At 49.5% G+C, this 5,170-nt stretch carries 1 tRNA gene and 3 rRNA genes; all 4 read right to left on the bottom strand.

Annotation, left to right across the window (positions count from 1 at the left end):
* Positions 1 to 3: 3 nt before the first annotated feature.
* The 4 genes from rrf to C1G53_RS08805 all read right to left on the bottom strand — a co-directional run bounded on the left by rrf (position 4) and on the right by C1G53_RS08805 (position 4,963).
* A 5S ribosomal RNA gene (gene rrf, locus C1G53_RS08820) occupies positions 4 to 119 on the bottom strand.
* 92 nt (positions 120 to 211) lie between these two features.
* Positions 212 to 3,115: ribosomal RNA gene (locus C1G53_RS08815) — 23S ribosomal RNA — on the bottom strand.
* Between the two features lie 166 nt (positions 3,116 to 3,281).
* A tRNA-Ala gene (locus C1G53_RS08810) sits at positions 3,282 to 3,354 on the bottom strand.
* Positions 3,355 to 3,406: 52 nt separating this feature from the next.
* Positions 3,407 to 4,963, bottom strand: a 16S ribosomal RNA gene (locus C1G53_RS08805).
* Together the 16S, 23S and 5S rRNA genes with 1 tRNA gene alongside form the textbook arrangement of a ribosomal RNA operon.
* Positions 4,964 to 5,170: the final 207 nt, after the last annotated feature.

Below are 5,170 nucleotides of genomic sequence, written 5' to 3'. Positions count from 1 at the left end.
TTCGCTAAGCGACTACCGTATCTCACAGGGGGCAACCCCCAACTACTTCAGGCGTTCTAGGGCTTAACTGCTGTGTTCGGCATGGGAACAGGTGTATCTCCTAGGCTATCGTCACTTAACTACTGAGTCTTGTCAACTCAAAATTGAATATCTATATTCTAACAAGAAACCGAACGCTTGTCAATATTGACTTCGTTGAATTTTGCTTATCTAGGATAAGTCCTCGAGCGATTAGTATTGGTCCGCTACATGTGTCGCCACACTTCCACTTCCAACCTATCTACCTGATCATCTCTCAGGGCTCTTACTAACATAAAGTTATGGGAAATCTCATCTTGAGGTGGGTTTCACACTTAGATGCTTTCAGCGTTTATCCCGTCCCTACATAGCTACCCAGCGATGCCTTTGGCAAGACAACTGGTACACCAGCGGTAAGTCCACTCTGGTCCTCTCGTACTAGGAGCAGATCCTCTCAAATTTCCTACGCCCGCGACGGATAGGGACCGAACTGTCTCACGACGTTCTGAACCCAGCTCGCGTGCCGCTTTAATGGGCGAACAGCCCAACCCTTGGGACCGACTACAGCCCCAGGATGCGACGAGCCGACATCGAGGTGCCAAACCTCCCCGTCGATGTGAACTCTTGGGGGAGATAAGCCTGTTATCCCCAGGGTAGCTTTTATCCGTTGAGCGATGGCCCTTCCATACGGAACCACCGGATCACTAAGCCCGACTTTCGTCCCTGCTCGAGTTGTAGCTCTCGCAGTCAAGCTCCCTTATACCTTTACACTCTGCGAATGATTTCCAACCATTCTGAGGGAACCTTTGGGCGCCTCCGTTACCTTTTAGGAGGCGACCGCCCCAGTCAAACTGCCCGTCAGACACTGTCTCCGTAGATGATAAACCTACCGGGTTAGAGTAGCCATAACACAAGGGTAGTATCCCAACAGCGCCTCTGTCGAAACTGGCGTCCCGACTTCTTAGGCTCCTACCTATCCTGTACATGTGGTACAGATACTCAATATCAAACTGCAGTAAAGCTCCATGGGGTCTTTCCGTCCTGTCGCGGGTAACCTGCATCTTCACAGGTACTAAAATTTCACCGAGTCTCTCGTTGAGACAGTGCCCAAATCATTACGCCTTTCGTGCGGGTCGGAACTTACCCGACAAGGAATTTCGCTACCTTAGGACCGTTATAGTTACGGCCGCCGTTTACTGGGGCTTCAATTCAGATCTTCGCTTGCGCTAAACCCTCCTCTTAACCTTCCAGCACCGGGCAGGCGTCACCCCCTATACATCATCTTACGATTTAGCAGAGAGCTGTGTTTTTGATAAACAGTTGCTTGGGCCTATTCACTGCGGCTGACCTAAAGTCAGCACCCCTTCTCCCGAAGTTACGGGGTCATTTTGCCGAGTTCCTTAACGAGAGTTCTCTCGCTCACCTGAGGCTACTCGCCTCGACTACCTGTGTCGGTTTGCGGTACGGGTAGAGTATGATACAACGCTAGAAGATTTTCTCGGCAGTGTGACGTCACTAACTTCGCTACTTAACTTCGCTCCCCATCACAGCTCAATGTTATAGATACAAGCATTTGACTCATATCACACCTCACTGCTTAGACGGGCACTTCCAATCGCCCGCTTTAGTTAGCCTACTGCGTCCCTCCATCACTTCATACTCTAGTACAGGAATATCAACCTGTTGTCCATCGGATACACCTTTCGGTCTCTCCTTAGGTCCCGACTAACCCAGGGCGGACGAGCCTTCCCCTGGAAACCTTAGTCTTACGGTGGATGGGATTCTCACCCATCTTTCGCTACTCATACCGGCATTCTCACTTCTATGCGTTCCAGCACTCCTCACGGTATACCTTCTTCACACATAGAACGCTCTCCTACCATAACACTAAAGTGTTATCCACAGCTTCGGTAAATTGTTTTAGCCCCGGTACATTTTCGGCGCAGGGTCACTCGACTAGTGAGCTATTACGCACTCTTTGAATGAATAGCTGCTTCTAAGCTAACATCCTAGTTGTCTGTGCAACCCCACATCCTTTTCCACTTAACAATTATTTTGGGACCTTAGCTGGTGGTCTGGGCTGTTTCCCTTTCGACTACGGATCTTAGCACTCGCAGTCTGACTGCCGACCATAAATCTTTGGCATTCGGAGTTTATCTGAAATCAGTAAACCGAGATGGCCCCCTCATCCAAACAGTGCTCTACCTCCAAGATTCTTAATGCCGACGCTAGCCCTAAAGCTATTTCGGAGAGAACCAGCTATCTCCAAGTTCGTTTGGAATTTCTCCGCTACCCACAAGTCATCCAAGCACTTTTCAACGTGCCCTGGTTCGGTCCTCCAGTGCGTCTTACCGCACCTTCAACCTGCTCATGGGTAGGTCACATGGTTTCGGGTCTACGTCATGATACTAAGGCGCCCTATTCAGACTCGGTTTCCCTACGGCTCCGTCTCTTCAACTTAACCTCGCATCATAACGTAACTCGCCGGTTCATTCTACAAAAGGCACGCTCTCACCCATTAACGGGCTCGAACTTGTTGTAGGCACACGGTTTCAGGTTCTATTTCACTCCCCTTCCGGGGTACTTTTCACCTTTCCCTCACGGTACTGGTTCACTATCGGTCACTAGAGAGTATTTAGGGTTGGGAGATGGTCCTCCCGGATTCCGACGAGATTTCGCGTGTCTCGCCGTACTCAGGATACTGCTAGGTATAAAGACTATTTCAAATACGAGGCTATTACTCTCTTTGGCCTACCTTCCCAGGTAGTTCTTCTATACTCTTTAAGTCCACATTGCAGTCCTACAACCCCGAAGAGTAAACTCTTCGGTTTGCCCTCCTGCCGTTTCGCTCGCCGCTACTAAGGCAATCGCTTTTGCTTTCTCTTCCTGCAGCTACTTAGATGTTTCAGTTCACTGCGTCTTCCTCTACACTACCTTAACAGTAGTGAGTGACAGGCATCAACCTGCCGGGTTCCCCCATTCGGACACCCCTGGATCATCGCTTACTTACAGCTCCCCAAGGCATTTCGTCGTTTGTCACGTCCTTCATCGGCTTCTAGTGCCAAGGCATCCACCGTGCGCCCTTATTAACTTAACCTTATTAACCTAATTTTTTTAAAAATTAGAAAACTCATTAAATATTCACAGCGTTTTCGGTTTATTTTCTTGTTACTATTTCTTAATGTATCCTTGCAGATACATCAGGAATGTTTGATAGATATTCAATTTTCAATGGACAAAATCTTAACAACTTCCGTTGTTAATGGAGCCTAGCGGGATCGAACCGCTGACCTCCTGCGTGCAAAGCAGGCGCTCTCCCAGCTGAGCTAAGGCCCCACAAGACCTCTCAAAATTAAAGAAGACTAACGTACAGGTTCCATTTCCTTAGAAAGGAGGTGATCCAGCCGCACCTTCCGATACGGCTACCTTGTTACGACTTCACCCCAATCATCTATCCCACCTTAGGCGGCTGGCTCCTAAAAGGTTACCTCACCGACTTCGGGTGTTACAAACTCTCGTGGTGTGACGGGCGGTGTGTACAAGGCCCGGGAACGTATTCACCGCGGCGTGCTGATCCGCGATTACTAGCGATTCCGACTTCATGTAGGCGAGTTGCAGCCTACAATCCGAACTGAGACTGGCTTTAAGAGATTAGCTTGCCGTCACCGACTTGCGACTCGTTGTACCAGCCATTGTAGCACGTGTGTAGCCCAGGTCATAAGGGGCATGATGATTTGACGTCATCCCCACCTTCCTCCGGTTTATTACCGGCAGTCTCGCTAGAGTGCCCAACTGAATGATGGCAACTAACAATAGGGGTTGCGCTCGTTGCGGGACTTAACCCAACATCTCACGACACGAGCTGACGACAACCATGCACCACCTGTCACCGATGCTCCGAGGAGAAACCCTATCTCTAGGGCGGTCATCGGGATGTCAAGACCTGGTAAGGTTCTTCGCGTTGCTTCGAATTAAACCACATGCTCCACCGCTTGTGCGGGCCCCCGTCAATTCCTTTGAGTTTCAACCTTGCGGTCGTACTCCCCAGGCGGAGTGCTTAATGCGTTAGCTGCGGCACTGAGTCCCGGAAAGGACCCAACACCTAGCACTCATTGTTTACGGCGTGGACTACCAGGGTATCTAATCCTGTTCGCTCCCCACGCTTTCGAGCCTCAGCGTCAGTTACAGACCAGAGAGCCGCTTTCGCCACCGGTGTTCCTCCATATATCTACGCATTTCACCGCTACACATGGAATTCCACTCTCCCCTTCTGCACTCAAGTTTGACAGTTTCCAAAGCGTACTATGGTTAAGCCACAGCCTTTTACTTCAGACTTATCAAACCGCCTGCGCTCGCTTTACGCCCAATAAATCCGGACAACGCTCGGGACCTACGTATTACCGCGGCTGCTGGCACGTAGTTAGCCGTCCCTTTCTGGTAAGATACCGTCAAGTGAGAAACTTTCCACTCTTCTCACAGTTCTTCTCTTACAACAGAGCTTTACGATCCGAAAACCTTCTTCACTCACGCGGCGTTGCTCGGTCAGGGTTGCCCCCATTGCCGAAGATTCCCTACTGCTGCCTCCCGTAGGAGTCTGGGCCGTGTCTCAGTCCCAGTGTGGCCGATCACCCTCTCAGGTCGGCTATGTATCGAAGCCTTGGTGAGCCGTTACCCCACCAACTAGCTAATACAACGCAGGTCCATCTCATAGTGAAGCAATTGCTCCTTTCAAACATCTACCATGCGATAAATGTTGTTATGCGGTATTAGCTATCGTTTCCAATAGTTATCCCCCGCTATGAGGCAGGTTACCTACGCGTTACTCACCCGTTCGCGACTCACTTATCTCGGTGGAGCAAGCTCCGGTGAGATAAGTGCGTTCCACTTGCATGTATTAGGCACGCCGCCAGCGTTCGTCCTGAGCCAGGATCAAACTCTCATAAAAAGTTTTGATTCAAACTCAAGCTATCACTAGCTTTCCGTTTTATTGTTTTTGTTTTGTCATTGACGATCTATCCTTAGATAAATCACCCTGCACGTTTGGTTCGTCTTCTTTAATTTTCAAAGGTCTTGTTCTTATCGCTCTTGCGCGACAACTATCTTAGTTTATCATTTCTTCAACTGCTTGTCAACACTTTTTTGAAACTTTTTT

This window comes from Streptococcus suis, assembly GCF_002960445.1.
GTDB lineage: Bacteria > Bacillota > Bacilli > Lactobacillales > Streptococcaceae > Streptococcus > Streptococcus hyiners.
The sequence above is the reverse complement of the archived record's forward strand: the minus strand, read 5'-3'. Positions and strand labels throughout refer to the sequence as shown.